The sequence below is a fragment of the Paraglaciecola sp. QJM3NY_14 genome, from assembly GCF_056173245.1.
Window position 1 is genome coordinate 1,767,232 of sequence record NZ_CM149664.1, and the last position, 25,377, is coordinate 1,792,608.

A 25,377-nucleotide genomic window follows, 5' to 3' on the forward strand; every position below is an offset into this window, starting at 1 on the left:
GATCAACTCAGGCAGCGGTTGAACATCTGTATCGCCATTTGGTAACACTCAAGAGCTAGAGCAGGATCGTATCTCTCACCTTCATCGCGCATAAATGCATGCTGGGCATTGAGCTCATGCCAAGTGAAGTTGAGGTTGTGATCTTGCATAGTGGCGTTGATCAGTTCTCTGCCTTCTCGGGATACGTGTGGGTCTTGTTTGCCAAAAATCATACACAGCTCAGCTTTAATTTTGGGGCATTGGCTCAAGGAGTCATTGCCATGGGCACAGGGTAAGGTGTTGGAGTGAATGTCTGTTGGATATAAACAAAAGGCGCCGTCTACTCTTGGGTTCAAAGCAGCCCTAAAGGCAAGATGGCCACCAATACACACGCCCATAGAGCCTACCTTTGCATTGCAGTAGGTCTGTGAATCGATGAAGTTGAGCATGCTTTGGGTGTCGCTGTCGTGTTGCTCCAAAGGCTTGGCGAATTTATCCGCATTGCCTTTGTCTTTACCTATATCATCATAGGCAAGTACGGTCCCGGCTGGATTTAGCTCATGAAACACCTCGGGTACTAACACAACAAATCCGTGTCCTGCTATCAGTTTGGCACTGCGTGTTATTGGTGCCGTTTCTTGAAATATCTCAGAATAAAAGATAATGCTAGGATAAGCGCCAGCACTGACAGGTCGGTAAATTGACGTTTGCATATTGCCACTTGGCGTAGAAATAACGGCTTGATGAGATTGAATGATCATAGCTGATTGAAGTCACTGAATAAGAGTAGGCCTAAGAGTAAATCAAGGAAGGCTATCTTTGAAGAAAAAGATAGTATCGGCTGTGCAGGTGACCAGTAAAGCTGCTACATTAACGCCCGCAAAAATAATCTAACTGGAGTGGAACGATGTTTAACGTAAATGAATATTTTGAAGGTAACGTAAAATCTATCGCATTTGACACAGCAGTGGGTAACTCTACGTTAGGTGTTATGGCGCCTGGTGAGTATGAGTTTGCCACCTCACAGCATGAAACCATGAGCGTAGTCAGCGGTGCAATGACCGTTTTATTACCAGGCGAAAGTGAGTGGAAAACCCTTACCGCCGGCCAAGTGTTCACAGTAGATGCTAACGTGAAATTCAAAGCGCAAGTGTCAGTGAATACTGCTTACCTTTGTGACTATGTATAGTTGCTAAGAAACTAACTGTCGGTAAAGGCGAATAACGAACATGCAAAAAACGGTTAAGAAGCTCGATAACAATGTGATAAAAGCGTTGACCATTGTTTGTGAGCAAGCCAAACGAGAGGTGCCGGGCTTTGAATGGATTACCCATATAGCTAGCTACGACCGCTTCCCTGGTAGTTTAGCGGTCATTTGCGTGTTCGATACTCAGGCCTCGTTAGAACAAGCACAAATGCATGAACAGGATGTGTATTTGCGCCGCCAAATCCAAGCGCAATTGCTCAAGGTGGGGATTAAGTTGAAAGATGCTCGTCATCATGTGCGTTATGATACTGAGCAAGCATGTGAAGCGCAGAACAATGGCAATTGGCAGCTGCGTTTAAAGCAACACTGACAGATTCGGTTTTATGTTTAGGCAGTCTTGCCTAGGCCATATTTATACCCAACTATGACATGATAAGAGCTTCCCTTTGAATAAAAACGTACCCAGTGCAACGGTGACATTTCGCTTTTTGAACCTGGACAAGATGCAAGCGTTTACCTTGGTAAGAGAAGTTGAGGGGGCTCACTATGTCGCCGCAGACGTTGCAGGTAAATATGTTGGAAGCGTGGAACTTGCAGAGCAACGATTTGATGAATTAAACATATTTTTTGTTCGTCAGCAGATAAATATTGCCGAGTGCGATATTCATATTGCTGCGGTGTTAAACCATAATGACCAGCAAGTGGCCGCGCCGCCGATGGTGAACAAGTTGCTAAAACACATCGACTGTCAATTGACGTTTTCTGTTATTAAAGGCGACCCAGTGTAAAGTCGCCTTCTATTGTCGCTAGTGCTTATTCTTATTCGCCAAGCGGTCGATTATCGCTTTATGTTGGGGGAATTTTTCGAGTAGTGCTTCACGGTTTATTTCTATCATATCTTCTTTTTCCCAACCGGGGGCTACCGCTTCACTGACCAAACCGTATGTGCCAGCAAGCAATTCAGCCGCTTTATAGGTTCCACCAGGAACGGCGAGTTGTAGTTGCTGACCGTTTTGGATATCAGGCCCAACGACCACTTTCTCGTATCGCCCATCAGGGTAAATCATGTGATACGTGATTGGCGCACCCATATGATAAAACTCAATGCCATCAGAGTGCTTGGTGTGAAAATGATCAATGTTGTTGTCGTCGGTCAGCATGTAGAAAATAGCCGTCATAGTGGTTCTATCACCTCGAGGGGTCGTGACTTTGTCTCTGTGATTGGCTTTGAATGTTTGACGAAAATATCCCCCTTCAAAATGATGAGATAACTTGAGCTGGGATATGACTTGCTCTTTGCTCAGCTGGGGTACGGGGGGATTCGCTGCCATTAGCTCAGTGGTAAACATTGCGCTGCTTACTAGGCTAAGTGTTACCAGCGTTTTTTTAATCCTGAGAATAGCTGTTGATTTCGTTTTAGACGTTGCGTTGCACTGCATGTTATCGTTTTTACCCTTGCTGTATACGTTTATTGCGTTGAGTATCTGGGGAGTAACTTAAATATCGCGCCTGTCAGGTTATGATAGAGGTTGGACTGTTTCGTCCAAGGTTACTGTTTTGGCATCGACTCGATCAATTATTTTGATTATGGTGGTTTGTACGGTTTCATCTTTGCGAATATCGTTGTCGCTACTGAAACTTTCCGTCATTGGCGCGGCGTCTTCTTGCTCTATAAAGCTCACTTCCACTTTACTTGCTAGCGCACTCGTTTCACCAAAATACTGAATACTGATCATAGGGTACCCGTGAAAGCCACGTTTAACCCGTTTCTCGATACGTTTTTGCGCTTTATCTAGGTTCATTTTTCATCATCCGATAGGTAGATAGATTTTAAAATAGGCGTCACTAGTGTGATGTCGCTACTGCATTTGGTGCTGCCATAAATACTATAGCAATGTGTATTATTCTACTATTCGAGTTTTCAAGTTGTAATAACACACATCTAAATTGCCATTACCTTTGTAATGAAAAAATTCATTCTCCAGTGTGCGACCGCGCGCTATGCGAGTGGCAACGGCGTCAGAGTGTTCATTTTGCACCTGCACGTCAACACGCTGCTGTGCCGGAATATCATTGGCAAGCCTAGCCCAGACTATTTTGGTGCGCTTTGTTGGGTCTTCAATTACCCCGCTGGGGACATTCACTGAGGCGCGTTTAATACGTTGTACATGGTGCATACCGTAAATCACTTTTCCCAGCACGCTCATGTTCCTATCAAGATGCCTTGGGGCTTGTCCGGTGGCGATATAAAACTCGGAACTCGCGGTGTTAAGTCCATTGTTACGGCCAAATGCAACCACACCCGGGCAGTGCAATAACCACTCTTGGTGAATTGATGGGGCGCGACCTGCAGCAAAACCGTTTAAGAAACCTGTTTGCGGAGCCATAAACTCGCCAGTTTGCACCAACACGAACGGGTCATCGCCAGCGTTGCCTACGCCGTTATAACTACGAGTTAGTTCCGCTGGCAGCTGTTTAGTGTGTTCATGAGGCCTACTTTCTGTAACATCTCCCCCTTGAGCTACAAAGCCGTCAATCACGCGATAGAAGTCTAAACCATCGTAAAAGCCGTCTTTGATGAGCCCTTTAAACTGCGCAACATTGATAGGGGACATGAACGGTGCCAGCTCCATAGTAACGAGCCCTGAGTCCAGCTGCATATAAACCTGATTTGTTGATTCAGGTGTTCGCCATTGAGGTACGACGCGAGTTGAATTTTCTGTCTTGGCTACAGGGCTATTCGTTTGTGAAGAAGTCGCAAATAGTGAAACGAATAGAGTGATAATACTAAGTGTGATGGCGGTGAGGGTGTATCTACGCATTGTTAAATTTATCTATTGGCGCAACAAGTTATGTTATAGAATCAAAAAACTCGCCGATTGGCGAGTTTTGTTTTTATATGCAAACGGTAGAGTGATAATTACTTAACTTCTACACCGGCTGCTTGCTTATCAGCATGGTAGCTTGAACGCACCATAGGGCCACATGCGGCGTGAGTAAAGCCGATATCTCTTGCGATCACGCCAAGCTCGTCAAATTCCGTAGGATGCACATAACGCTTTAATGGGAAATGGTGCTTACTCGGTTGTAGGTACTGACCAAGGGTAAGCATCTCAACATTATGAGCACGTAAGTCTTTAAGTACTTCTGCGATTTCTTCTTTGTTTTCGCCCATGCCCATCATTAAGCCTGATTTGGTAGGGATATCAGGATGTTGCTCTTTGAATTTCTTGAGCAAATCAAGTGACCACTGATAGTTTGCCCCAGGGCGACATTCACGGTATAGGCGAGGGATGGTTTCCAAATTATGGTTAAACACATCTGGCACGCCGTTTTTAAGGATCTCTAATGCTTTGTCCATACGACCGCGAAAATCGGGTACAAGTACTTCAATTTTAGTCGTTGGACTGTGCTCGCGAATAGCGTTTATGCAATCAACAAAGTGTTGGGCGCCACCGTCACGTAAATCATCGCGATCCACAGAGGTGATAACCACATACTTAAGTTGCATTTCAGCGATGGTCTTGGCTAATTTGACTGGCTCTTCTGCACTTGGAGGCAGTGGCTTGCCATGAGCAACATCACAAAACGGGCAGCGACGGGTGCATATATCGCCCAAAATCATAAAGGTCGCAGTACCATGGTTAAAACATTCAGCAAGGTTGGGGCAACTTGCTTCTTCGCACACCGAGTGCAAATTGTTTTTACGCAATGTCTTTTTAATATGATCGATACGATCCGTGGTGCGCGGTAAGCGAATTTTAATCCACTCTGGTTTGCGCAACATCTCTGCCTTTTCAGTGGGCATGATAGTGATCGGAATATGTTTAACTTTTTCATCATCCCGGAGTTTTTCTCCGGCTTGTGGACGTGCGTTACTCATCAAAACCTTCTTTGTTTTCGACGCTTGCAATACCAAGCAATGAACATAATTTTTCGGCGATAGCTGGGCCAGCAACAGCGAGTGAATCTGGCCCGCCTAATTGGGTGCAATCTACCATTTCTAGGCCGGCATAACCACAAGGATTAATTCGTTGAAAGGGAGCTAAGTCCATATTAACGTTCAGGGCAAGGCCATGAAAGGAACATCCTCGACGAATACGTAAGCCAATTGAGCAGACCTTTTTGCTATCAACATACACACCAGGGGCATCTGCCTTGGGGTAAGCGTCTACCTTGTACTCTTTTAATGTATCAACAATGCAGCTCTCTAATGCGCTAACCAAGGTGCGTACACCTAAGCCGTGTCGCTTTAAGTTTAACAGCACATACATCATTTGTTGGCCAGGGCCGTGATAGGTGACTTGACCACCTCGGTCGACTTTTACGACTGGGATATCCCCTGGGGCAAGAAGGTGCTCTTCTTTACCGGCTTGGCCTTGTGTAAATACAGGGTTGTGTTCAACTAGCCATATTTCGTCTTGGCTGCTGCTGTCCCGCGAATCGGTAAAATCTTGCATCGCTTGCCAAATCGGAAAATACGCTTGGCGTCCGAGCTGGCGAATAATGACGGGGGTTGTGTCGTTCAAACCTTAGTGGTGTCCTATAGAAGAATAGCGCACAGACAGGTGCGCTATATATAGCTTGCTTTTAGAGAACTACACGAACCAATTCAAGCTTAGAAAGCTCAGTATAGATGGTTTCCATGTGCTCTTTGCTCGTTACACGCACGCTGATAGACAACGAATGGTAAGTGCCTTTTGAGCTCGGTTTTACACTGGGGGAATAGTCACCAGGTGCATGGTTTTGCAAGCAGTTGATGACATGATCCGGTAACCGTTCATCCGCTACACCCATGACCTTGAAGGTTTGGTGGCAAGGGAAGTCGAGTAATTTATCAAATTGGGTTTGCATAATATTCTGCTCAATTTGTCTTAGCTATCAAAGCCAAGTTGCAGTTTAACGAAGTCTACAAGGCGGTCAATCATACCGCCTTCTTTTACTTCTTGTAATGTAACCAAAGGATATTCGGCTACGTCTTCACCGTCTAATTGCAAGAATAACTTTCCAACTACTTCACCTTTAGCCAAAGGTGCTTCTAACTTCTTATCTAGCTCGAAGTTGGCTTCTAAATTTTTGCTCTGACCGCGAGGAATAGTAATGGGGGTGTCTTGTGAAATACCAAGATCTACAGTCTCTTTGTCGCCCATAAATATGCGGTGTGATACAAAGCTTTCGCCTGCCTGATACGGGGTAATAGTTTCATAGAATCTAAACCCATACTTAAGCAGCTTTTTGTTTTCAACTTTACGTGCACGCTCGCTATCAGCGCCCATGACCACCGCGATTAAACGCATGTCGCCTTGGGTCGCTGAGGACACCAAGCTATAACCTGCATCTGAGGTGTGGCCCGTTTTTATGCCATCCACATTCAGGCTTTTATCCCACAATAAACCGTTACGGTTATATTGCTTGATGTTGTTGTAGGTAAACTCTTTTTCGCTATAAACCTTATACTCATTTGGCACATCTGTGATCAATGCGCGGGCTAAGGTCGCCATATCCCGAGGGGTCGTGTAATGGTCGGCATCTTGTAAGCCATGGCTGTTTACAAAGTGCGTTGACGTCATGCCTAACTTTTCAGCGTGCAAATTCATCATGCTGGCAAACGCATCTTCGCTACCGGCAATGTGCTCTGCCATCGCCACGCATGCATCATTTCCCGACTGTACAATGATGCCGCGATTTAAGTCGCCCACCGAAATTTGTGTACCCACTTCGATAAACATCTTAGATGAATCAGGAAAGTTCTTGGCCCAAGCATTTTCTGAAATCGTGACCATGTCAGTGTCTTTAATATTGCCATTGGCGATCTCTTTGCCGATCACGTAGCTTGTCATCATTTTAGTCAAGCTTGCTGGCGGTATCTGAATATCAGAATTTTGCTCAGCAATCACCTTGCCGGTTTGAAAATCGACTAAAATAAAGCCTTTAGCCGATACGGAAGGCGCGTCAGGTATGATGACCGCTGCACTCGCCGCATGAGATAAAAAGGAAAGGGAGAAGCAGCTAAAGATGGCTAATATGAGTGTCTTGGTGTTTCGCATGGACCTACCGTAATGTGATATTTGTTAAGAAAGTGGTGTTTGACGTGTCGCGCCTAAAACGATGGCTAATATATCAGTTTTTCAATGACTTTGCTGCGCTGACAACAAAAATTGTTACACAAAACAAAATCGTTAAAAAGCGCTCATAAGACAATCTTCTGGACGGAAAGTTTAACCTAGGGCTCATTCGAAGGATAAAACTTGTAAGCGTCGCTATATCCGCTTTTACGCAGCTGATTTAAGATCCCCAATGCTTCGTGCTCGGACGTAAATGGCCCAAGTCTTAAGCGATATAATCCTTCTTCAAGTGGTGCAACAAAAGGCACTTGATACAAATTTGCCAGGGCGTTACCAATTTTGGTAATTCGCTGATCGTTACTCAGGGCTGCTATTTGAATGAATACCTTTTCTTGGGTGGGTATTTCTGTAGGAGTCGCTATTGGCGGCGCAGATGCGACACTAGGTGAGTTTGGTGATGTAGCCGATGTTGTACCTAAAGCCGGTACGCGGGGCACTTGGGCGATTTGTACATTGTCGTTACGCATAGCATCATCTTTTAACGGAGTAGGTGGCTCAGATAAACCGTTACCCACTGTCTGCATACCTGCTTCGTCAATATGAATGACCTCTAGTTTAACTTGGGTAGTGCCTGTACTTAACATACCGAGTTTCATTGCAGCTGCATAAGATAAATCGATTATTCTTTTGTCATGAAACGGGCCACGGTCGTTTACCCGGACTATGGCTTCGCGGCCATTTTTTAGGTTAGTTACTTTTACGTACGAAGGCAGTGGCAATGTTTTATGAGCAGCACTCATGGCGTACATGTCGTAGGTTTCACCGTTGGACGTGAGATGCCCATGAAATTTCTGGCCATACCAAGAAGCGCCGCCAGTAGCTGAGTATCCTTTACCGGTTTTAAGAGGGGTATACTGCTTGCCTAAAACTGAATAGCTGCGCAAATTCGCAAGGGCGTAGGGTTCATACATAGGTTCGGCATCATCAAACTTTATTCCATCTCTAATCGCGCTGGGAGCGGAATCTTTATGCTGGCTGTAGCGGCTGTTATTTGAACTCGGCGAATTGGCGCACGCCGCTATGAATGTGACCAGCATGATTAAAAACGCGTACTTAAGCATCATCTTGTGAACTCAGTTGTGCGTCTTTGTCTAACGAGTTGATGCCGCTGGCTAATTGTCGGCTAAATTGAAACGCGACCATTGCATACAATTTGCTGTGGTTATAGCGAGTGATCACGTAAAAATTTTTCAACCCAAGCCAATAGTCGTGCCCGCTAGCTTGGGCAAAATTAAGTAATTTAGCGTCACTATCAGCCGCGATACCATCCCACTTATCTTGGGCTTTTTCGATCCCGACGCGCTTAGCTGTTTCGACATCAATGCTAATATCTGCTTGGTGCAACTGGGCAAAGGTCTCACGATACTTAAGGGATTTTCTTAACCAAGGCTTTGCGTTTCCAGGCGTTACGTTTACTGGAAAAGCAATCGATTCACCTCGTTGCCAGCCGTTACGTTTAAAATAATTGGCGATACTGCCAATAGCGTCTACTGGGTTATTCAGTAAATCGCGTACGCCGTCATTGTCAAAATCAACTGCATAATGGCGATAACTAGATGGAATGAATTGCCCCCAGCCCATAGCCCCTGCGTAAGAGCTTTGTAACTGCTTGGCATCAAACTCCTCTTCATTCGCTAACAATATTAACTGAGCCAATTCCTTTTTGAAAAATGAGGCACGGGGCGGATAGTGAAAGCCCAGAGTGTAGAGGGCATTGAGCGCTGTGTAGTTACCTTTGTAGGTACCATAAAAGGACTCAATACCTAAAATAGCGACGATCATCTCTGCTGGTACACCATATTCTTTCTCTGCGCGGGCCAATGTTTCCCGGTGAGCTTGGTAGAATTCGAGGCCTTTTTGTAGTCTTTTCTCAGTCAAAAATATGGGGTAATACTGATGCCAAGGCTTTGCTTCCCAAGGCCGTTTTATCGCATCGATCACTGCTTGGTCTTTTTCAGCTTGGTTAAGTAACTGCCGCACCGTTTCGCGATTTAAATTGTGCTTTGTTACTATGGCGTCCAAGAAGGCAGTTTCTGCCTCAGGCAGAGATTGTGCACTACTTATTGGTGCCAATACTATTAGATTAAGAGCAAGCAATACGTGGGGTACGCGGCGAAAAAGACGATTACATAAGGTTGAGAACGACACATTAGCTCCACAAAGTGACAACATTAATTTACCCACTGACGTGCTAAGTACATTAGCAAATCTATATATAAGTGTTAACGGGACAATAACCGTTTCTGGGTGGCGATGGCCATTAAAATGCCAAACCCTGCGAGTAAGGTGACCATGGATGTCCCTCCATAGCTTACGAGCGGCAAGGGCACACCGACTACGGGTAGTATGCCCGATACCATACCCATATTAACAAATACATAAACAAAGAATGTTAGCGTAATACTGCCTGCGAGTAGCTTACTAAAGGCATCTTGAGCGCGGTTTGCGATGATCATGCCGCGGATAACGATGAAAGTATAAATGGCCAATAAGCCGACCACGCCCCAAAAACCAAATTCTTCACTAAATACTGCAAAAATAAAATCTGTATGTCGCTCGGGTAAAAATTCTAATTGAGACTGAGTGCCTTGCAACCAACCCTTACCCTCGGCGCCGCCTGAGCCTATGGCAATTTGTGATTGAATAATATGGTAGCCAGACCCCAATGGGTCGCTTTCTGGATTGAGGAAGGTTAATACTCGTTGTTTTTGATAGTCCTTCATGAGGAAGTTCCACATGATAGGGCTGAATATGGATACCGCTAAGGCAATACCTCCGATGAAGCGCCAACTCATACCAGCAAGGAAGAGTGCGAATATCCCTGAGCTGGCAATTAATAAAGAGGTGCCTAAATCAGGTTGTTGCGCAATCAACAACGTGGGAACGCCTACCAAAATAAAGCCAAATAATATGTGCCTTAATTTCGGGGGAAGGTTAAATTGACTGATGTACCAAGCCACCATCATGGGAACAGCAAGCTTCATTATTTCTGAAGGTTGAAAACGCACTACCCCTAAGTCCAACCAGCGCTGAGCGCCTTTTCCTACATGGCCGAATACGATCACCGCAACCAACATGGCGATCCCGAGTATATAAAAATAAATAGATAACTTTTGGTAGGCTAACGGTGGGATTTGCGCCACGGCCAACATGACCCCAAGCGCCAAGCCGAGTCGAATAAGTTGACGGTCAATGAGTTGCCAGTCTTGGCCCCCGGCAGAATATATCGTTACTAAGCCAACGGCCATCAGTACCAGCAACCCGATGAGTAGCGGCCCGTCACAATGTATGCGATTGAGCAAAGAACGCTTATTGGGGTCAAGCTTGGTGCGTAGCATCATATTCATAACAATCGTCAGTGCCTAATGAGTGTGTGAAGTGGTTTGATGGGCGACATCTTGCGATACTTCCCGTTCTTTTACGTCCGGTTTAGGCGCAAACTCTCGCTCTTCAAAGTATTTATCCATCATCATTCTGGCCAAAGGAGCGGCTTGTGAGCTACCGCCACCGGCATTTTCAAGCACCACGGTAACGGCAATTTCCGGTTTTTCATAGGGCGCAAAACCCACGTACATGGCATTGTCGCGCAAGTTTTCAGCCAAGCTCTCGGCATCATATTTTGCATCTTGGGCGATGGCCACCAATTGTGCTGTACCGGTTTTACCCGCCGACACATAGGGTGTATCAACAAACGCACGACGAGCCGTACCGGTTTTGCGGTTAACTACGCCGTACATGGCATCTAATACAGTGTCCCAGTTTTTATCATTTTTAATGTCCATCGGGCGGCGCTCTTTGCTGCCCTCAAGCACTACTTCATTGTTAACGTATTTTCCGCGCAATATCTGCGGAATATAACGATGTCCGTGATTGACTAAGGTGGTGATAGATTGTGTCAATTGGATAGGAGTGACGGTCCAATAACTTTGGCCAATGCCCACGGGAATGGTATCGCCGATGTACCAGGGTTGATTGAATCGAGCACGCTTCCAGCCACGGCTGGGCATGTTTGCATCTGACTCTTCGTGTAAATCTATGCCGGTGTAATCGCCGAAACCAAATTCAAACATGTTATCGCTGATTTTATCGATACCTAACCGATAAGCCAGATCGTAAAAGTAGATGTCACAGGATTGTTCTATGGCTGAGGTTAAATCAACCCACCCATGTCCCCAGCGTTTCCAGTCTCGCCACACGTGTTCTACATTTTTTAGGCGATATTTGCCGTTATCGAAAATGCGCGTTTTTGGGGTCACTGTGTTCTCTTCTAGGCCAACTAAGGCTAAATGAGGCTTTATGGTTGAAGCTGGAGGATACTGACCTTGCGTGGCGCGGTTAATCAGTGGGCGCCCATTTGAATTTAATAACGCGCTGTAATTTTTACTGCTAATACCGTGAACGAATAAGTTGGGGTCGTAGCTAGGGCTACTGAACATGGCCAACACACCACCGTCATCTGAATCAAGCATTACGATGGTACCCTTGTCACCATCTAAAATGCGCTCTGCTTCTTGTTGCAGTTTCAAATCGATATTTAGGACGATATCTTGCCCTGGAACGGGAGGGCTAAAGTTGAGCGTGCGGATCACGCGCCCTTGGTTGTTGACCTCTACCTCTTGATAACCTACTTGACCATGCAGAATATCTTCGTGGTACTTTTCAACCCCAAGCTTTCCTATGTCATGGGTTGCGGCATAATTTGCTTCAAGGCCTGCTTCGCTAAGCTTTTGTAGATCCTTTTTATTAATTTTTGATACGTAACCCAGTACATGGGTTAATGTTTTTCCGTATGGATAGTGTCGTGTTAAGCGAGCTTCTACACTCACTCCTGGGAACTTGTGTTGATTGGCAGAAAAAAGGGCGACTTCTTCTGGAGTCAAACGTTTACGCAAAGACACGGGTTTGAAGCGTCGATTGCGTTTTATTTCTCGATAAAAGTCGGTGATTTCGTCTTCGTCCACATCGAGCAATACGCTCAACAGGCCAAGCGTTCTCTCTAAATTATCTACCTTTTCAGGAATGACTTCCAAGTTGAAAACGGGACGGTTTTCAGCCAACAGAGTGCCATTTCTGTCGTAAATTAACCCGCGGTTCGGCGCGACTGGCAATATTTTTATGCGATTGCCATTAGAGCGCGTTTGATAATCTTCAAAGCGGGTGATTTGCAGGTAGTATAGGTTGCTCAATACCATGGCAATCATCATGAAAATGACCAACATAGCGATGACCGTACGCCGAGCAAAAAGGTTTGCTTCAGCGGTGTGGTCTTTAATCGTTACACGATGACGAGCCATGATTATTCTCGATGATACGGATGGTTGGTATTCACCGACCAAGCTCGATACAAGCTTTCAGCGACAATGATCCTGACTAGAGGGTGGGGCAAAGTGAGCGGAGATAGAGACCATTTTTGTTCAGATGCAGCAATACACTCCGGTGCTAAGCCCTCAGGGCCGCCAATGAGTAGGCTGACATCCCGTCCATCCATTTGCCACTTTTGCATATTACTCGCAAGCATTGGCGTATCCCAAGGCTTACCCGTCACTTCGAGAGTCACAATGCGATTGCCTTTAGGAATTGCTGCCATGGTCAATTCGCCTTCCTTGTGCAAAATACGTTTTATGTCCGCATTTTTACCGCGCTTACCAGCAGGTATCTCTGTTAGGCTAAGGGGCATATCAGAAGGAAAACGTTTACCGTATTGTTGGTAACCTTGTTCAACCCAACTTGGCATTTTACTGCCAACGGCTATTAGTTGAATTCGCATGGTGTTATCTACTTTGCAATGTTACAGCTAGTGCTTCGACGGGGAATTAGCCCCAAAGTTTCTCTAACTGATAAAAATCTCTGGCGTCGTCTTGCATTACGTGTAGCACTACATCACCTAAATCAACTAATACCCAATCGCCAACTTCACGGCCTTCGATGCTCAGAGGTGGATTACCCGCTTGTTTGGCTTCAACCACTACATTTTCGGCAATAGAGACCACATGTCGTTTTGAGTTTCCTGAACATATCAGCATGGTTTCTGTCACGCTTGATTTTTCTGATACGTCTAAATCTATGATATCTCGACCTTTTAGGTCTTCAATTTTTTCTACCACAAAGGCTTTTAACTGTTGGTGATCCAAAGGGATTCCTTATATTGAACGGGCGAAGTCTAAGTTTATCAGAAAGTGGTGCTCGGCTGATATAACTTATGTGTTTGTATGTATCGACGTACCTTCGGAGCGAGCATGTCGTCTGTTGGTAAGTTGTTAATTATACGCCAGCGTATCTCGCTAGAAGATATGTCCAGTTCCGGTGTGTCGGCAAGAAATATTTTACCATGTAATGCATTGTGCAGGGCATTATTAGTGGCGACCTGTCGCTCTACTAGTAGAGCTTTCAATTCTTCACTCAAGGGCGTTTTAGTACCTGGACGGCAACACACAACAAAATGGCAATAATCGAATAGTGCTTGCCATTCATTCCAACTCAGCAACGAATGCAGGGAGTCCATACCGATAAAAAAGCATAGAGGATGCTTTGGATACTCTTTGCGCAATGCTCGCAGCGTGTGAATGGTGTATGAAGGCGTATCGCTGTGTATTTCCCGCTCATCAATATACAACTGCGGGTACTGCTCAATGGCTACTTTCAGCATGGCTAAGCGGTGATGACTGTCACTGGGGGCATGATTTTTGTGCACGGGAATATGACACGGTAGCATCGCCACAGATTGCACACCAGCTTGCTGTGCTGCCACGATAACGGATTCAGTGTGGCCGCAGTGGACAGGATCAAATGTCCCCCCAAATATGCCTAATGCTGGTCGTAAGTTATTCAAATTAAAGCAAAGTTATCTAAAGACATAGGAATAAATAGCAAACACAGGTGACAAAGTTCAACATATGGGCGTTCCACTTGGGATTGCTTCAATGCGCTGTCCATGATGTTGAGTTTGTGCTGAAGTTGTTGCAAATGAATAGGAGATAATCGCTGTAAGGCAGATAGATACATACCTTGACGGTTCTTCCAAATGCGATGTTGATTCCAGTTTATGGCTTGTCCTGCCTGTTTGCTGGCTTGCAGTGCGCGTAGTGTCTGCCATTCGCGGGTTAGCGCCCACATAATAATATTTGGCTCTACACCTTCACTTTCAAGGCGATATAGCATTTTCACTGACTTTTGGCTGTCCCCTGCAAGCAACACGTCTATCAATTGAAAGACGTTGTACCTAGATTGATCAACCACTGCTTGCTCCACCTCTTCTATGGTTGGGTTGCCATTAGGGTAGAGTAAACAGAGCTTTTTAATTTCTTGACTGGCGGCTAGCAGATTACCTTCACAATACTCCGCTAAAAGTCGGGTTACATCTGCCGTGACTTGTAATCCTTGGGTACGCATTTGCTCCATTAACCACTGCTGCAGAGCGTTACCTTCTAGTGGGTAACAAGGTACATACGTACCGTGTTTATCAAGGGCTTTAAACCACTTACTGTTTTGCACGTCCTTGCCAATTTTGGCTCCGTGAATAACCAATAGAATATCAGGATTATTTTGTGCACTCAGCTCGGTCAGTATTTTACTGCCTTGGGTGCCAGGTTTCCCTGTGGGCAACTCGAGCTCAATATACTGACGAGAAGAAAATAACGAGAGCGTTTGCGTTGCTTCGAGTAATGTTGCCCAATCGAACTGCGCATCGGCCACGAGGGTTTGTCTTTCGTCAAATCCTTGCTCAGTAGCCAGTTCGCGTATTTGGTTAATCGCCGTCAGCTTTTGCTGGGGTTCATCACCAAAAATGAGATAAAAGGGCTGCAGGCCCTTTTTCAACGTTGCGTGAAATCGATTGGGGTAAACTTGCATTAAGGTCTAATGGGTGCTGTGTTTGCTATGGTGCGCTGGGCAATTGATATTTGATGGATGATACGGATTGCCGCTTGTTTGCGCATTTCAGATAACACCAGTTCAAGCTCACGAGATTTTGCCAATACGGCATCAGGATCATCTTGGTACTCTCGCTTAATATCAAACTCGAGCAATTGAGCATCACTATTGGCAAACTGTAGCTCATAGCGAACAGTGTAAATCAATTCATACTCAGCGACTTGACCTGTGCTGAAAAGCGATAATAAACGTCTATCAAGAACATCACTCAACAGGTATATGCTAGAGGTGTTAGAGGTGCCTTTCACACTAGAGTCAATCACCTCAACACTGTATGGCTTTAGTTCATTGCGAAGGGCGCGCTCTAGCGCCGAGTGTGCTTCGCTTGAGCCTACCCTTAACTGAGAAACACTTGCGGGTAGCTCATAATTGCCACGCAATGAAAAACCGCAACCACTGATAATAAGGCTACAGAATAAGCAGATGATGAGGTTTCGCATTGCGTTTTTCACTCGTTAGTTGGCGACAATGTTGAGCAATTTACCAGCAATGTAAATCACTTTGCGTATGGTCTTGCCGTCTACAAACTGCTGCACATTTTCTTGAGCCAAACCAAGGGCCTGTACTTCTTCTTGGCTGGCATCTGCTGCCACAGTAATTTTAGAGCGTACTTTACCGTTGACTTGCACGATGATCAGTTTTTCATCTTCTACTAACGCTGATTCATCCACCATCGGCCAAGGCGCAGTCTCAATATCATTTTTGTGGCCTAGGTCGTGCCATAAAATGTGACACATATGGGGGGCAATAGGGTTAAGTAATAACACCACTGATTCAATGGCTTCGCGCAGCACAGCTTTGTCTTGCTCTGTACTCTGAGGCGCTTTTTGCAAGCTATTGAGCAATTCCATGATTGCCGCAACAGCAGTGTTAAAGGTTTGGCGACGACCTACATCATCTGTCACTTTTGCAATGGTGCGGTGCACGGCGCGGCGCAAGGTTTTTTGATCGCCCGTTAGAGCTGTCTTGTCAATAGCCGGTGCAGTGTCGCCATCAAGGGTGTCGATATGGTCTTGAGTCAGCTTCCACACGCGCTTGATAAAGCGATTAGCCCCTTCAACGCCGGAGTCTACCCACTCCAATGTTTGCTCAGGTGGCGCGGCAAACATAGTGAACACACGGATTGTATCTGCGCCGTATAAATCAATAACATGCTGGGGGTCGATACCGTTGTTTTTCGACTTAGACATTTTGGTCATGCCACCGTGCTCAACCGGCTTACCATCCGCTTTTAAAGTTGCTTGCGTAATACGGCCCTTTTCGTCTTTCACTGTGTCAACATCTGCAGGAGAGAACCACTCTTTCTTACCGCTCTCATCTTCTCTGAAGAAGGAATCAGCGAGTACCATACCTTGGCACAATAAACGCTTATAAGGCTCGTCAGAGTTCACGAGTCCTTCGTCACGAAGCAGCTTGTGGAAGAAGCGTGAATACAATAGATGCAAAATAGCGTGCTCAATACCGCCCACATATTGATCTACCGGTAACCAGTAGTTGGCTTGAGTTGGGTCGAGCATGGCATCTTGATTTTGGGCACTGCAGTAGCGGGCGTAATACCAAGAAGATTCCATGAAGGTATCGAATGTATCGGTTTCACGTAGCGCAGGTTGACCGTTATATTCCGTTTTCGCCCAGTCAGGATCGGCTTTTATTGGCGAGATAACACCGTTCATTTGCACGTCTTCAGGTAATTCAACGGGCAGCTGATCGCTTGGAACAGGAACAGACTCGCCGTTTTCAAGATTCAGCATCGGGATAGGTGAACCCCAATAACGTTGACGAGACACCCCCCAGTCACGCAAACGGTAATTGACTTTTTTACTACCCGCACCAAGTGCTTCGAGTTTAGCTGCAATGGCATCAAACGCTTCTTGAAACGCTAAGCCATTAAATTCAGCTGAGTTCACAAGCACGCCTTTTTCAGTGTATGCCGCTGTGGTTAAGTCACATTCTTGTGGCTCATCTGCACTGGGCTCAACCACTTGCTTAATAGGTAGGCCGTATTTCTGGGCAAACTCCCAATCACGCTGGTCATGACCAGGTACAGACATAACCGCACCCGAGCCATAGCCCATTAGCACGAAGTTAGCGACCCACACGGCCACTTTTTCACCGGTTAACGGGTGAATAGCGAACAAGCCAGTGTCACAGCCTTTTTTCTCCATAGTGGCAAGCTCAGCTTCGGCCACTTTGGTATTTTTACAAGATTCAATAAACTCGGCTAGTTCTGGTCGAGTTTGTGCGGCATGCAAGGCAAGAGGATGCTGTGCAGCAACGGCGACGTAAGTTACACCGTAAAGTGTGTCAGGTCGCGTGGTATACACGTCAAAACTACTAATGTCAGCAGCGTTCTCACTAAGATTAAAGGTGATATCTACACCTTCTGAACGGCCAATCCAGTTCTTCTGCATGGCACGTACTTGTTCAGGCCAGTCCTCTAACTGCTCCAAGTCTGTCAATAACTCTTCTGCGTAATCGGTGATTTTGATGAACCACTGAGGGATCTCTTTTTGCTCCACCAACGCACCAGAGCGCCAACCTCGACCATCAATAACTTGCTCGTTGGCCAATACTGTGTGATCAACCGGATCCCAGTTAACGGTAGAGTTCTTCTTGTAGACCAACCCTTTCTCATACAGGCGAGTGAAGAACCATTGTTCCCAGCGGTAATAGTCTTTTTTACAGGTAGCAACTTCACGATCCCAGTCATAACCAAAACCAAGCGATTTTAACTGGTTTTTCATGTAATCGATGTTTTGATATGTCCACTTAGCTGGAGCGGTATTGTTGTTTAATGCGGCGTTTTCAGCCGGTAAGCCGAATGCATCCCAACCCATTGGTTGTAAAACGTTCTTGCCATTCATACGTTGAAAACGGCTAACGACATCACCTATGGTGTAATTACGCACATGACCCATGTGCAAGCGCCCACTTGGATAAGGGAACATGGACAAGCAGTAGAATTTCTCTTTATCTTCTTGTTCAGTTGCTTTAAAAGTTTGATTGGTTTCCCAAAGCGCTTGTACCTCTTGTTCGATTTTCTGAGGTTCGTAAATTTTTTCGGCCATTAAAAAGAGTTTCCGCGAAGATAAGATGTATTTATTAAGATAGCCGGTAAGAATACCCTAACGGTTTGCTGGGTCACAATAGCTGAACTGGGATTTAGCGCTAATTATCGTAAAAAATAACAACTTAACGCCAAATCCGTAATGTTAATCTGGTTTTAGCTGTTCAATAAAACTCGCGAGAGAGGTAAATTAGCTGCTTTGTACCTTATCAATAATAGCTGCCAATTTGGCCCAATCACCTTTGATAACTCTGTGAGCTTGGTATACGAGAGTAGGCCTAGTGGTGTTGTTATCTTGCTGGGTAAGTTGCCAATTCAGCGCTTCGTGAACTTCTATTCCTTGCAAAGGCCTTAAGCCGCCTGTCATGCGCAGCAAACTGTTGATCTAAATAAAACGGATACGCACATGCTTGGTTGAGTCATCTCTGGCGCTTTCACAAAAGCAACCGCCCGGAATAGGTTACAGGGGCAACGTTGCTTCACCTTCTCTTTATGTGTGGTTTTTATGCCAGCACTTATCAATCTTATTCATTAACGCGTCCCAGATTTGCTCCTTTGGATGGTAAAAACAACGGAATTTTGGCGCTAAGACCATGCTTTTTTAAGACGCGTGACGTGGGCAAAACGCGTTGGAGAAAAAAACGGCGAAAATTCCTGTGAAGATAAATTTTTTTATGTGCATAAAGTGAGGCATGCTATTCCCACTTTTTTGTTATGATATTTGAATCAAATATCAGCTTATTAAGCAATGCAGAGAAGCGCTACTTAATAGGTTTATCACATACTTTAGTACGCTAAAGTGAGAGTTTCAGTATGAGTAAGTGTATTTTACTTGCTCGCATAAGGACAACGCCAGTTAACCATGCATCTTAAATACGCTTTGAGTTTAAAAGAAATTACCGCCAAGCCAAGTCGCCGATTGATTAACCACGCACTTAAAGATGACAAAGCGCTGCAAGCTACCTTTATTGGGCAGGCGAGAGCGCGCGAAGCATTGGACTTCGGTTTAGGCCTAGACGCCAAAGGGTACAACTTGTATGTGATGGGGGAGCAAGCGACGGGCCGGTTTACCCTAGTGCATGAATATATCGCTAAGTATGTGCAAAAGGTGCTCACGCCGGATGACTGGTGCTACATCAATAATTTTGAAGACGAGCGTGAACCCTTTGCATTGCGTCTCCCTCCTGGGGAAAGTAAGCGCCTCGTAAAGGAAATGGGCAAGTTGGTGGATGAATTGCTCGATACATTTCCCGCTGCGTTTGATAATCCAGGCTACCAGCGCAAAAAAGTAGCGATAACCCGAGAGTTTGACCAGCGTTATGATCACGCCATTGATTCTGTTGAGCAGCTAGCACAAGCCCAAAACGTGGCATTGTATGAAGAAAATGGCAATATCAGTTTTTCACCTATTGTTGATGGGAAGCCCATCACCGATGCGGATTTTGCCAAGCTAAGTGATGAGGAACGTCAGCGTTACTATCAGTTAATTGATGAATTGGAAAATCGCTTAGGCGAGGCGTTGATTGAGCTGCCTAAGTGGAAACGGGCATCTTCAGAGCAGCTTAGGCATCTTAAAAAGGACACAGCAGAGCAGGGAATTAAACCCTTGCTTAAAGAATTAGAGCATCTGTATGCGTCTGATTTAGGCATTTTAAAGTTTCTACGGCAATTAAAACCCCACTTGGTCGAAACGATAGTGGAGATTTTGGCAGATGATAAAAAAGACGATAAACACGATGAATACGACCGTCGTTCCGTACTTGAAGAACAGTATTTGCCTAATATTCTGGTCAGCCATGAGTTAAATAGTGGCGCACCGGTTATTTATGAAGCCAATCCTACGCATCAGAACTTGTTCGGTCGTGTTGAATATACCAATGTCTCGGGCTCAGTTTTTACTAACTATCGCATGATCCGCCCAGGAGCATTGCACCGTGCTAATGGCGGTTATTTATTGCTAGATGTCGATAAGCTGATTTTACAACCTTATGCCTGGGAAACATTAAAGCTAGTCCTCAAATCTGGGTATTTGAAAATGGACTTGCCACAGCCAGATGTGGGCATGGTCAACTCAATCACACTTAATCCGCAACAAATCCCCATTAACGTTAAAGTGGTGTTACTTGGTTCGCGGGAGTTGTATTACAACTTGCAAGATTTTGATGATGAATTTTATGAAATGTTTCGTGTACTGGTCGATTTTGATCACGAAATCCAGTTAGACAAAAAAACACTTTATGACTTTGTCGGTAGAGTAAGACATCAAGTTTCGCAATTGGGATTGAGCAGTATTTCACCGAAGGCGATGTATCGCCTTGTAGAATACAGTTTACGTATGGCAGAGCACCAACAAAGGTTGTCAGCGCGCTTCTCAGATGTCATCGAATTGCTTAACGAAAGTCTTTATTTCTGTCGCCAAGGTCATGCATTAGATTTAGATGTTACGCATATTGAAGCGGCGTTGAGTGCAAAAACGCGCCGTACTGGTCGCGTAAGCGAAGCGGTGCTTGACGACATTAAACAGGGGCAAATTCTAATTGCTACCGAGGGCGTGGATGTCGGCAAGGTTAATGGTCTTACTGTGCTTGAAGTAGGGGATAGCTTATTCGGTACCCCAGCGCGGATTACGTCTACCGTGTATGCTGGGGCGAACGGTGTAGTTGATATCGAACGAGAAGTTGAACTCGGCCAGCCTATCCATTCCAAAGGCGTTATGTTGTTGACCGGCTATTTAGGCCATAAATATGCCCAGCTATTTCCGCTGACCTTATCAGCCAATATCGCCATTGAACAATCGTACGGTCATATAGATGGCGATAGCGCCTCGCTGGCAGAATTGGTTGCGCTGATCTCAGCCCTGACCAACATTCCTACCCGCCAAGATCTCGCCATTACAGGCTCAATCAATCAGTATGGCCAAGTTCAATCGGTAGGTGGTGTAAATGAAAAAATTGAAGGCTTTTTCAAACTTTGCCAACACCGGGGATTAACTGGAAACCAAGGGGCGATTATTCCTAAGTCGAATCAGATTTCCCTTATGTTAGATAAAGAGGTTGTTGCGGCGGTGAAGCTGGGCAAATTTCATATCTGCGTCGTGGAAACGGTCGATCAAGCACTTGAGTTATTAATGAACAAAGAAGTGGGAGTGATGAACACTAAAGGGCGTTACCCTAAGGGCACGATTAATTATATGGCAGTGAGTAGTTTGCTTAACATCGCTAATGTGGTGAATGGCGCAGATGATGAATAGGCATGATTAATGCGCTATTTAGATGTCACTTTTACACTGTTTTGATAGACTGCCGCCAAAATTATTGTTAATCAGAGATAGAAGATGCAAATCGAAAAAGACACAGTTGTACAGTTTAAATACATCATTACCGAATTAGATGGTACTGAGCTTGAAAATAACCGTGATGCAGAGCCCGTAGCTTACCTTCATGGGCACGACAATATGATGCCAGGTGTTGAAGACGCTCTAGAAGGCAAAAGTGTCGGCGATAGTTTTTCAGTGGAGCTTGAACCTGCAAAAACCTATGGTGAAATTCGTGATGATGCGCAACAACGTATTCCAATGAAGCATCTGCAAGACGATAAAGGGACGAAAAAGTGGAAAGCGGGTATGACCGCGGTAGTGAACACCGAGCAAGGTCAACGTGAAGTGACGGTACTCAAGGTCGGTAAATTTATGGTGACCGTGGATTTGAATCATCCGATGGCGGGAAAAACACTAAACTTTGCTTTAGAGGTAGTTGATGTGCGCCAAGCGACACCTGAGGAAATTCAGCATGGGCATGCCCATGGCGTTGGTGGTCATCACCATGAATAGACGCTTCGATTGATAGATTCTTTGCATAAGGTAATTTATCAACCGAAGCAGCAGCCCCGTATTTTGCAAGTGATTAATTGCTAGGATACGGGGACTTCATGATGGGATACTACTGTTGGTGTACTATTTACGGGGCAACTCGATTTTCTTCTCGTCACTTTGACGGAATAAGACCAAAGTATGTCCAATGGTTTGTAGCTTTTCAGCTTTCGTTTCACGGATAATGGCGTCCATGATTAAGCCTTTCTCTTCTCTGTCGTCAGTAGGGACTTTAACTTTAATGAGTTCATGATGGCTAAGTGCGCCTTCAATTTCAGCCAATACGCCTTCAGTTAATCCATTTGCGCCAAGTTGAACCACTGGCTTAAGTGAATGAGCGAGGCCTTTAAGGTGTTGTTTTTGCTTGTTTGATAGAGTCATTGAGTAATATTTCTTACAATTATATTGAATGTGAACAGTTGAAAACCAGTATTCTAGCGCCATCTTCCAAGTATTCCTAATGACAAACGAAGCCAATGGGTAAAAATAAGCAATCTGAAAGCAGTAAACGCTGGTTAAAAGAGCACTTTGACGATAAATATGTCATCCAAGCAAAAAAACAAGGTTTGCGCTCTCGAGCGGTGTTTAAACTTGAAGAAATTCAAGCGAAAGACGGTCTGATTAAACCCGGCATGACGGTAGTTGACTTAGGTGCTGCTCCTGGTGGCTGGTCGCAATATGCGGTCAAGCAAGTTGGCGATAACGGCCATGTTATCGCGTGCGATATTTTGTCGATGGACCCGTTGCCTGGTGTTGATTTCTTGATGGGGGACTTCCGTGAAGAAGCAGTGCTGGATGCGTTATTGAACAAAATCGGTGGAAAAAACGTAGATGTAGTGATGTCCGACATGGCGCCTAACATGACGGGCAACGATACCGCAGATCAGGCGAAATCCATGTATCTAGTCGAACTGTCACTGGATATGTGCCGTCAGGTTTTAAAGAAAAACGGCAGTTACACCGTAAAAGTATTTATGGGGGAAGGTTTTGACCAATTTTTTAATGAAGTCAAAAATGCTTTCAAAGTAGTCAAAACACGTAAACCAGATTCATCTCGTGCGCGTTCCAGAGAGGTTTATCTGGTAGCGACGGGCTTTAAATTATAGTAGTCTCAGGCGTGAGATACGCAACAGAATTGAAATAACAGAGGTCAACAACTTGAGCGACATGGCAAAAAATTTAATCTTATGGTTGGTCATAGCTGTCGTTTTGATGTCAGTCTTCCAGAGTTTTTCTCCGGGAGAGTCATCAAAGGTACAAACGGATTATACAACGTTTCTTAAAGAGGCAAATCAAGGACAAATCCGTGAAGTACGCATAGATAGTGAATCACGTGAAATCAAAGGAACAAAACGTTCTGGGGAAAGTTTCTCCACTTATATCCCTTATTTTGATGATCAGCTTATTTCAGATCTGGTAAAACAAGATGTAAAAATTCTTGGCGAGCCGCCTGAAGAGCCTTCTTTACTTACCTCTATCTTTATCTCATGGTTTCCTATGTTGTTGCTTATTGGTGTGTGGATATTCTTCATGCGTCAAATGCAAGGCGGAGGTGGCGGCCGTGGCGCTATGTCATTCGGTAAAAGTAAAGCGCGTTTGATGGGCGAAGACCAAATCAAAACGACTTTTGCAGATGTGGCAGGGTGTGACGAAGCGAAAGAAGATGTGGTTGAACTTGTCGACTTCTTGCGTGATCCAAGTAAATTCCAAAAGCTGGGCGGACGTATTCCTACAGGCGTACTGCTAGTGGGGCCTCCTGGGACGGGTAAAACCCTTCTTGCTAAAGCCATTGCTGGTGAAGCGAAAGTACCGTTCTTCTCAATTTCAGGTTCTGATTTCGTTGAAATGTTTGTGGGTGTCGGTGCATCTCGTGTACGTGATATGTTCGAACAGGCGAAAAAAGCCGCACCTTGTATCATATTCATTGATGAAATTGATGCTGTTGGTCGCCAACGTGGTGCCGGCATGGGCGGTGGTCATGATGAACGTGAACAAACATTGAACCAGATGTTGGTTGAAATGGATGGCTTCGGCGGGAATGAAGGTATTATCGTTATAGCGGCGACTAACCGTCCTGACGTACTTGACCCTGCATTATTACGCCCAGGTCGTTTTGACCGTCAAGTACATGTTGGTTTACCGGATATCCGAGGTCGCGAGCAGATCCTAAAAGTCCACATGCGCAAAGTGCCTTTAGGAGACAACGTTGAACCGTCTTACATCGCTCGTGGTACACCCGGTTTCTCTGGGGCTGATTTAGCCAACCTTGTGAACGAAGCTGCATTATTTGCTGCCAGAAGTGGTAAGCGCACCGTTTCAATGGAAGAGTTTGATAAAGCTAAAGACAAGATCATGATGGGCTCAGAGCGCAAAAACATGGTCATGTCAGAGGAAGAGAAAACGAATACTGCTTATCATGAAGCAGGGCATGCAATTGTTGGTCGCTTAGTACCAGAGCATGATCCCGTGTACAAAGTATCGATTATCCCACGTGGACGAGCGTTGGGCGTGACCATGTATTTGCCTGAGCAAGACAGATACAGCCATAGTAAACAACATCTTGAGAGCATGATCTCAAGTTTGTTTGGTGGCCGGATCGCAGAAGCGCTAACCCTAGGTGAAGATCGCGTAACCACTGGAGCATCAAACGATATTGAACGCGCTACCGACATTGCCCGCAAGATGGTGACTCAATGGGGCTTGTCTACCAAAATGGGACCTATGCTTTACGCAGAAGAAGAAGGTGAAGTGTTCCTTGGTCGCAGCATGGCCAAATCTAAGCATATGTCAGATGATACAGCGCGTGCTATCGATGCTGAAGTGAAGTCTTTAATCGACCGAAATTATTCACGTGCAGAGAAAATATTGACTGATAACATTGATATTTTACATGCCATGAAAGATTGTTTGATGAAATATGAGACCATTGATGCAAAACAAATTGATGATCTGATGGCCCGTACAGATGTTCGTCCTCCTGCTGATTGGATCGAAGATTCAAAAAATGACAACACCCCTCCAACAGGTGGTGCATCAGTCAGTGAAGAGCCAAAAGGCGACGCTGACGAAAAAACAGAGACAAACAAATCTGATCCTACGGTTGGTAAACCAGGTGATGCTACTCACTAATTAGGTGGGTCATTAATACAACGCTTTGTTGAGTGATCAACAAAGCGTTTTTTTTAAGCTCAGCTTAGGTATA

Annotated in this window: 27 protein-coding genes; 7 read left to right on the forward strand and 20 right to left on the reverse strand. The window is 45.1% G+C overall.

Annotated elements, in window-relative coordinates; translation table 11 throughout:
• Positions 1-2: 2 nt before the first annotated feature.
• Complete coding sequence (locus AC0VYA_RS07545) at positions 3-740, reverse strand: dienelactone hydrolase family protein (protein WP_475490590.1); 738 nt, start codon at positions 738-740, stop codon at positions 3-5.
• Positions 741-886: 146 nt separating this feature from the next.
• Here AC0VYA_RS07545 and ppnP point away from each other — a divergent pair, with 146 nt between their 5' ends.
• The 3 genes from ppnP to AC0VYA_RS07560 all read left to right on the forward strand — a co-directional run bounded on the left by ppnP (position 887) and on the right by AC0VYA_RS07560 (position 1,974).
• Positions 887-1,168 carry a pyrimidine/purine nucleoside phosphorylase gene (gene ppnP / locus AC0VYA_RS07550; protein ID WP_011574384.1) on the forward strand — a complete coding sequence of 94 codons (282 nt, stop codon included), beginning with the start codon at positions 887-889 and terminating at the stop codon, positions 1,166-1,168.
• A gap of 40 nt (positions 1,169-1,208) precedes the next feature.
• A complete protein-coding gene (locus tag AC0VYA_RS07555; RefSeq protein ID WP_475490591.1) occupies positions 1,209-1,556 on the forward strand; it encodes a Fis family transcriptional regulator in 348 nt (115 codons plus the stop codon).
• 76 nt (positions 1,557-1,632) lie between these two features.
• Positions 1,633-1,974, forward strand: a complete 342-nt coding sequence (locus AC0VYA_RS07560; protein ID WP_475490592.1) for a hypothetical protein — start codon at positions 1,633-1,635, stop codon at positions 1,972-1,974.
• An 18-nt stretch (positions 1,975-1,992) separates the two neighbouring features.
• Here AC0VYA_RS07560 and AC0VYA_RS07565 read toward each other — a convergent pair whose 3' ends face one another.
• The 18 genes from AC0VYA_RS07565 to AC0VYA_RS07650 all read right to left on the reverse strand — a co-directional run bounded on the left by AC0VYA_RS07565 (position 1,993) and on the right by AC0VYA_RS07650 (position 18,683).
• Positions 1,993-2,535 (reverse strand): cupin domain-containing protein, encoded by a 543-nt coding sequence (locus tag AC0VYA_RS07565; RefSeq protein ID WP_475490593.1) that lies wholly within the window; start codon positions 2,533-2,535, stop codon positions 1,993-1,995.
• Between the two features lie 168 nt (positions 2,536-2,703).
• Positions 2,704-2,988, reverse strand: a complete 285-nt coding sequence (locus AC0VYA_RS07570; protein WP_473479742.1) for a hypothetical protein — start codon at positions 2,986-2,988, stop codon at positions 2,704-2,706.
• Positions 2,989-3,087: 99 nt separating this feature from the next.
• The gene (locus tag AC0VYA_RS07575) at positions 3,088-4,008 is read right to left on the reverse strand and encodes a peptidylprolyl isomerase (protein ID WP_475490594.1); all 921 of its coding nucleotides are present in this window, start codon (positions 4,006-4,008) and stop codon (positions 3,088-3,090) included.
• Between the two features lie 98 nt (positions 4,009-4,106).
• On the reverse strand, positions 4,107-5,069 hold the full coding sequence (gene lipA, locus AC0VYA_RS07580) for a lipoyl synthase (protein ID WP_475490595.1): 963 nt from the start codon (positions 5,067-5,069) through the stop codon (positions 4,107-4,109).
• Positions 5,062-5,715 carry a lipoyl(octanoyl) transferase LipB gene (gene lipB / locus AC0VYA_RS07585; protein WP_475490596.1) on the reverse strand — a complete coding sequence of 218 codons (654 nt, stop codon included), beginning with the start codon at positions 5,713-5,715 and terminating at the stop codon, positions 5,062-5,064. Before lipB ends, lipA begins: the two co-directional genes overlap by 8 nt.
• A 61-nt stretch (positions 5,716-5,776) precedes the next feature.
• Entirely contained in the window at positions 5,777-6,043 is a 267-nt protein-coding gene (gene ybeD, locus AC0VYA_RS07590; RefSeq protein WP_198136279.1) for a DUF493 family protein YbeD, read from the reverse strand.
• Between the two features lie 17 nt (positions 6,044-6,060).
• Complete coding sequence (locus AC0VYA_RS07595; protein ID WP_473479748.1) at positions 6,061-7,233, reverse strand: serine hydrolase; 1,173 nt, start codon at positions 7,231-7,233, stop codon at positions 6,061-6,063.
• Between the two features lie 176 nt (positions 7,234-7,409).
• The gene (locus AC0VYA_RS07600) at positions 7,410-8,375 is read right to left on the reverse strand and encodes a septal ring lytic transglycosylase RlpA family protein (RefSeq protein WP_473479750.1); all 966 of its coding nucleotides are present in this window, start codon (positions 8,373-8,375) and stop codon (positions 7,410-7,412) included.
• Positions 8,365-9,483 (reverse strand): lytic murein transglycosylase B, encoded by a 1,119-nt coding sequence (mltB, locus tag AC0VYA_RS07605; RefSeq protein WP_475490597.1) that lies wholly within the window; start codon positions 9,481-9,483, stop codon positions 8,365-8,367. The genes AC0VYA_RS07600 and mltB overlap by 11 nt, the downstream gene beginning before the upstream one ends.
• Positions 9,484-9,533: 50 nt before the next feature.
• A complete protein-coding gene (rodA, locus tag AC0VYA_RS07610; RefSeq protein WP_011574396.1) occupies positions 9,534-10,658 on the reverse strand; it encodes a rod shape-determining protein RodA in 1,125 nt (374 codons plus the stop codon).
• Positions 10,659-10,673: 15 nt separating this feature from the next.
• Positions 10,674-12,605 (reverse strand): penicillin-binding protein 2, encoded by a 1,932-nt coding sequence (gene mrdA, locus AC0VYA_RS07615; RefSeq protein WP_475490598.1) that lies wholly within the window; start codon positions 12,603-12,605, stop codon positions 10,674-10,676.
• Positions 12,606-12,607: 2 nt separating this feature from the next.
• Positions 12,608-13,078 (reverse strand): 23S rRNA (pseudouridine(1915)-N(3))-methyltransferase RlmH, encoded by a 471-nt coding sequence (gene rlmH, locus AC0VYA_RS07620; protein WP_473479756.1) that lies wholly within the window; start codon positions 13,076-13,078, stop codon positions 12,608-12,610.
• A 46-nt stretch (positions 13,079-13,124) separates the two neighbouring features.
• On the reverse strand, positions 13,125-13,442 hold the full coding sequence (gene rsfS / locus AC0VYA_RS07625) for a ribosome silencing factor (protein ID WP_006994605.1): 318 nt from the start codon (positions 13,440-13,442) through the stop codon (positions 13,125-13,127).
• A 38-nt stretch (positions 13,443-13,480) separates the two neighbouring features.
• On the reverse strand, positions 13,481-14,140 hold the full coding sequence (nadD, locus tag AC0VYA_RS07630) for a nicotinate-nucleotide adenylyltransferase (RefSeq protein ID WP_475490599.1): 660 nt from the start codon (positions 14,138-14,140) through the stop codon (positions 13,481-13,483).
• On the reverse strand, positions 14,137-15,159 hold the full coding sequence (gene holA / locus AC0VYA_RS07635) for a DNA polymerase III subunit delta (RefSeq protein WP_475490600.1): 1,023 nt from the start codon (positions 15,157-15,159) through the stop codon (positions 14,137-14,139). Before holA ends, nadD begins: the two co-directional genes overlap by 4 nt.
• Positions 15,159-15,680, reverse strand: a complete 522-nt coding sequence (locus tag AC0VYA_RS07640; RefSeq protein WP_011574401.1) for an LPS-assembly lipoprotein LptE — start codon at positions 15,678-15,680, stop codon at positions 15,159-15,161. Before AC0VYA_RS07640 ends, holA begins: the two co-directional genes overlap by 1 nt.
• 15 nt (positions 15,681-15,695) lie before the next feature.
• Positions 15,696-18,308 carry a leucine--tRNA ligase gene (leuS, locus tag AC0VYA_RS07645; protein ID WP_475490601.1) on the reverse strand — a complete coding sequence of 871 codons (2,613 nt, stop codon included), beginning with the start codon at positions 18,306-18,308 and terminating at the stop codon, positions 15,696-15,698.
• Between the two features lie 189 nt (positions 18,309-18,497).
• Entirely contained in the window at positions 18,498-18,683 is a 186-nt protein-coding gene (locus tag AC0VYA_RS07650) for a hypothetical protein (protein ID WP_475490602.1), read from the reverse strand.
• 486 nt (positions 18,684-19,169) lie between these two features.
• Here AC0VYA_RS07650 and AC0VYA_RS07655 point away from each other — a divergent pair, with 486 nt between their 5' ends.
• Together AC0VYA_RS07655 and AC0VYA_RS07660 are read left to right on the forward strand one after the other, a co-directional pair.
• Positions 19,170-21,557 carry a Lon protease family protein gene (locus AC0VYA_RS07655; RefSeq protein WP_475490603.1) on the forward strand — a complete coding sequence of 796 codons (2,388 nt, stop codon included), beginning with the start codon at positions 19,170-19,172 and terminating at the stop codon, positions 21,555-21,557.
• An 84-nt stretch (positions 21,558-21,641) separates the two neighbouring features.
• The gene (locus AC0VYA_RS07660; RefSeq protein ID WP_475490604.1) at positions 21,642-22,136 is read left to right on the forward strand and encodes an FKBP-type peptidyl-prolyl cis-trans isomerase; all 495 of its coding nucleotides are present in this window, start codon (positions 21,642-21,644) and stop codon (positions 22,134-22,136) included.
• Between the two features lie 123 nt (positions 22,137-22,259).
• On the opposite strand, the gene yhbY is transcribed toward AC0VYA_RS07660, so the two are convergent.
• The gene (yhbY, locus tag AC0VYA_RS07665) at positions 22,260-22,556 is read right to left on the reverse strand and encodes a ribosome assembly RNA-binding protein YhbY (RefSeq protein ID WP_006994613.1); all 297 of its coding nucleotides are present in this window, start codon (positions 22,554-22,556) and stop codon (positions 22,260-22,262) included.
• A 95-nt stretch (positions 22,557-22,651) separates the two neighbouring features.
• Between yhbY and rlmE the strand changes: the two genes are divergently transcribed.
• Both rlmE and ftsH read left to right on the forward strand, forming a co-directional pair.
• On the forward strand, positions 22,652-23,281 hold the full coding sequence (gene rlmE / locus AC0VYA_RS07670; RefSeq protein WP_475490605.1) for a 23S rRNA (uridine(2552)-2'-O)-methyltransferase RlmE: 630 nt from the start codon (positions 22,652-22,654) through the stop codon (positions 23,279-23,281).
• 52 nt (positions 23,282-23,333) lie between these two features.
• The gene (gene ftsH, locus AC0VYA_RS07675; protein WP_011574407.1) at positions 23,334-25,304 is read left to right on the forward strand and encodes an ATP-dependent zinc metalloprotease FtsH; all 1,971 of its coding nucleotides are present in this window, start codon (positions 23,334-23,336) and stop codon (positions 25,302-25,304) included.
• The last annotated feature ends 73 nt before the right edge of the window (positions 25,305-25,377 follow it).